The organism is Desulfonatronospira sp. (assembly GCA_003563255.1).
GTDB lineage: Bacteria > Desulfobacterota > Desulfovibrionia > Desulfovibrionales > Desulfonatronovibrionaceae > Desulfonatronospira.
On the sequence record PWSL01000130.1, the window covers coordinates 1 to 4,772 of the forward strand.

Genomic DNA, 4,772 nt, shown 5'->3' on the forward strand with positions numbered 1-4,772 from the left:
ATCTCTTTTATCTGTGTCAATCTGCCTGCCCGGTGAAATAGACGAAGTCTCAGCGCAGCGGATTTCACTGGGTGTGATCTGTGGGCTAAAAACTCTTTTCTTATCTGGGTTGCGGGCAAAGTCCGCCTTAGTAAACATATCCTTGGCGGATTTGCCAGGATATAATATTTTTACGGAAGAATAAATGAAACGATTTATTATTGTTGCAGTTTCAGGCCTCGGCATCCTGCTGCTGTTGCTGGTTATCGCAGTAGGAGGGGCTCTGGCCTGGCTACAGACCGATTCCGGGCAGAAGTTTCTGGAAAATACCCTGAACCAGGTGCTGGTCTGGGAAGACGGGAGGGTGGAGATAGAAGGTATCTCCGGCGGCATCCCTTTTAATTTTGTGATCAAAAGCATCAGAATTCACGACAGGGACGGGGTCTGGCTTCAAGCTGAGAACTCCAGGCTGCACTGGTCCTGGAGAAAGCTTTTGGACCACGAAATATTTGTTAAGGCCCTGGGGGTCCAGGTCCTGCAGATGGACAGGGTGCCGCATACCGAGCCATCCGAAGAAACCGAGATTCCGGATGAACTGAAAAAACAGTTCGAGTGGCATTGGCCTCTCCCTGCCTTGAGGGTTGAGAACCTGTATGTGCATGAGGCCCGCCTGGGTCCGGAGGTGCTGGGGGAAGAAGCCCATTTTTCCCTGCAGGGCTCCTTGCTGGCATACAAAGATGGTTTTGTGGTGGACAAACTGGATGTCCTGCGGCTGGACAAGGCCCAGACCAGCCTGAAGCTGGCCCTGGAATTTCAGCAAAGTTCAGAACAGCTGGAAGTGGATCTGCATGCCTTTGATTCAGCTACTTTGCCGGCCATGCTTCCCCGGGATCTTCAGCCCGACGATCTTGACCTGAGCCTGACGGGCAAGGGTCCGGTCAGGGACTGGAAGGGCAGGCTGCATTTGCGAGGGGGTGAGCTGTTGGACCTGGCAATGGACATTGATCTTAAGCTTCTGGAAGACAGGCTGGACCTGGCTGCCGGCGCAGAAATTCAATTGAGCCCTGCCATGGCCCCGGAGCCTGTAGACCATTATCTGCAGCATGTTCTGAAGCTGAAAGCACATCTGGATCTTATTTATGAGGACAACCTGGCCAGACTGCAGAAATTACAGCTTGATTCTGATATTTTCAGTCTGGCTGCAGAGGCTGATTTTGCACTGGATGAACTGCATATCCAGGGGCTTGCCAGGCTGGAGGTACAGGATATCAATCCCTTGCTGCAGGAGGCACAGTTGGCCTGCCATGAGAAAGCTGAGTTAAACGTGGGTTTCAGTGGACCTGTCAACTCTCCGGCAGCAGAAGTCGGTCTTGTCCTTCAGAGGCTGGATGGACACGATTTCTTCATAGAACATCTGCAGCTGGATGCAGATGTGCAGTACAACGGAAACAATAAAGAATCCATGGCACTTGCCCGGGGTAAACTGCGACTGAACGGGGTTGGTTATGCCCATTATAACCAATTGCCCCAGGATATGGAGCTGGATTTTGACCTGGATTTTTCTCACGACAATGTATTAAACATAAAGGAACTTAATCTGGCCTCTCAAGGCCTGGAGGCCCTGGCTCAGGGTGCAATGGACCTGAATGAAATGTGCTTCAGCGCCGAGATTAACAGCCACATATCAGCCTTTCAAAGGTTTTTACCGGATGAGGCTATGGATCTGGAGATTACCGGCGATATTGGATTTCAGGCTGCGGCAGAGGGCAACCTGCAGCAAAACCTGTATGAACTGGAAATTGACCTTTGGGGACAAGGGCTGGGGTTTGGCGAGGAATTGCTTGCTGACCTCATCGGCCAGGAACCCAGACTGTCCGCCAGGGCATCCGTCTCAGAGGATTTTTCCCTGGATTTAAAACAGGCAGAGTTATTCACCCGGGAGGCCAGGCTTTCAACTTTTGGCACAGTCAGCCTGGAGCAGGAGGAATTAAGTCTTGCAGCTGAACTTGACTTGGAAAACCTGGAGTTTTTGAGCAAAGCCCTGGAACAGGAAATAAGAGGAAAATTTTCAGCCCGGGCTTCTGCTGAAGGACCATGGGATGCAGTCGCTGTATCCTTGGATGTAGATATTTCAGGACTTAAGCCCGGCCCGGAAATAGAGGTCATGGATATTCAGGCCTCCGTGGATTCTGTCTACACTCCGGAAGCTTTTCCAGGCTCCATCAGGGCAAGCCTGAAATCCGCCCCGGGCAGGCTGGATCTTAGCTCTGACTTCCTGTTGCAGGACGACCATCTTGAAGTCTCCAACCTGCTGATTTCAGGTCTGGATGCAAGCATACAGGGAAACCTGGACTTGGATCTGGACTCGATGCTGGCCCATGGAGATCTGGATGTTTATGTTCCTGAGCTTGAATCTTTTGCCGAACTTACAGGGCAGAAGCTGTACGGTCATATTTCAGGCAGGATTAACCTGCAAAGGGTCCAGGACAGGCAGGATTTAAGCCTGAATTTTGAAGCCATGGAAGTTATGCTGAATGGTACAAGCCTGATCTATATGGACCTGGCAGCTGAGGGGCAGGATCTTTACTCAAGCAGGGAATTCAGGGCTGACCTGAATATGTCCGGGCTGCAGGCAGGCCCGGTTTATTTAAGTTCCTGGAGTACCAGCCTGCAGGGGCAGGACATGGAGATCGGCCTCAGCACCAGTCTGGACGGACAGGCGGTGCATCCCCTGGTGTTAAGCGCGCAGCTTTCCTATACTCCCGGGGAAAATGTGCATGAAATAAATCTGGAAACGCTGCAGGGGAAATACGCTTATGAAAATTTTTCCCTGCAGCGGGCTTTGAGTGCAGTCATTGAGGACCAAGAGATAAGGTTAAGCCCGTCAGAGCTTTCCTGGGGGGATGGAAGCCTTTTTTTTCAGGGCGCTCTGACTCCTGTAGAGGTCTCATTAGAAGTCGAGCTCCAGAATCTCCTGCTGGCCCAGATCCCGGCTCCGGCCCTGGACATGTTTCACGGAAAACTCGCCGGAAAACTGCAAGTTCAGGGAGAGCCAGGCAAACCTGGAGTATCAGCCAGGCTTGAGCTTTCTGATTTCAGGTCCACTGTTCAGGATATGCCTGAGCTGGATATTGTTTCTACGGCGTTGCTGGCGGATAATACTGTGCAGGTTGAAGCATCTCTTTTTAAAGGACAGGATCAGCTTCTGGGCCTGGAGGTCGAGCTGCCCGCAGAACTGTCTCTGGAACCCGCCGCCTTCGCGCTCCCGGATCCTCTCCCACTTCAGGGCAGACTGTTTTCCACCCTGGAACTGGAAAAAGTTGCACCTCTTTTTCTTTCTCCGGATCAGAATCTTTCAGGGCTGATTAAAAGCAGCATGGATATTTCAGGCACAGCCCAGGAGCCTGTCTTTGACGGCAAAATAGAGCTCGAGGGCGGTATCTTTGAAGATATGAATGCTGGTATATATTTAAGGGAAATAAAAGCTTTGATCAAAGCCCGCAATGATTTGATGGTGCTTGAAGAACTGGCCGCAAGCGACGGAGGGACGGGCCGCATCGAGGGTGCCGGCAGGCTGAGCCTTGATCCGGATAAGAATTATCAATGGGATTTCCATCTGCAGATACAGGATGCAGATATCTTGAGGCATTCCCTGGCAGTAGTAAACATAGCCTCCTGTGACCTCGGCCTGTCAGGAGATGCTTCCCAGGCCCTGGTTCAAGGCTCGCTGACTTTTGGCCGAATCGAAGCCATGCTGCCTAAAGCTTCGCCTCCGGGAGTGGTTCATCTGGAGGTCACAGAAAAGAACAAACCCCCCGATGATCTGCCTCCGCCTCCCAGAAAGGTTGATCTGGAAGCATATCCCGTAAAGCTTGATCTTGAACTCAGTTTTCCGGCCCGGGTCTATGTCAGGGGGCGAGGCCTGGACTCTGAATGGGGGGGCCGCCTCTATATCGAAGGCATGGCACACGAACCCAGTATACGCGGTGAATTGAGCCCTGTGCGGGGCAGACTGGACTTCCTGGACCGCCGCTTTGACCTGGACCGGGAATCGCAGGTTTTTCTGGACGGCGCTTTTCCTCCGGACCCCATCCTGGATATGAGGGCCAGGTACACCCAAAAAGACAGGGATATTTTCGTGCGGATACACGGGCGGGCTCTAAGCCCTGAACTGGACCTGGAGTCGGACCCGCCAATGCACAAGGATGAGATCCTGGCCTGGATCCTTTTCGGACGTGATCTTTCGGATATTACACCCTTTCAGGCCTTAACCCTTTTAAATGCAGCCCACGCAATGGCAGTAGGCGAACCTGGACCGGGCATGATGGATCAGTTGAGGTCTCTGGTAGGTGTTGACGATATTGAGATCACCCGGGACGATGAGGGCGAAGTCCAGTTCGGCCTGGGCAAATACGTACATGAGAGGGTTTACATGCAGGTCAGAAAGGGTGCCGCCCCGGGCTCCGAAGAGGTGGCTGTGGAAATTGATCTTACCCCCAGGATGTCCCTGGAGGGCAGCGTGGAGTCCGATGCCGACAGTGGGGTGTTCCTGTTCTGGAAACGCGATTATTGAAGAACCGGCTGCACGATAAAAAATTCACAAGCATGACCGGCCCGCATGTTGCCGAGAATTTGCTGGAATTATAACACTACAGCGAAACTTATTTTTTGGCCTCCGGGGACTGGCTCTTTTGCCGCCTGATTTTTTGTTCAATTGCAAGTTTTCAAACGGCAAAAGTGCCTGTCCCCAATTGAGACAGGTTATAAATTTTAGAAGTTTCGCTGTAGTGATA

At 52.1% G+C, this 4,772-nt stretch carries 2 protein-coding genes; both read left to right on the plus strand.

Annotated features, from left to right (window positions below; translation table 11 throughout):
• Positions 1–184 (plus strand): hypothetical protein (locus QZP87_RS03615; protein ID WP_291321552.1); only part of this gene is annotated, 184 nt, incomplete at its 5' end.
• Complete coding sequence (locus QZP87_RS03620) at positions 185–4,552, plus strand: translocation/assembly module TamB domain-containing protein (RefSeq protein WP_291321553.1); 4,368 nt, start codon at positions 185–187, stop codon at positions 4,550–4,552.
• The last annotated feature ends 220 nt before the right edge of the window (positions 4,553–4,772 follow it).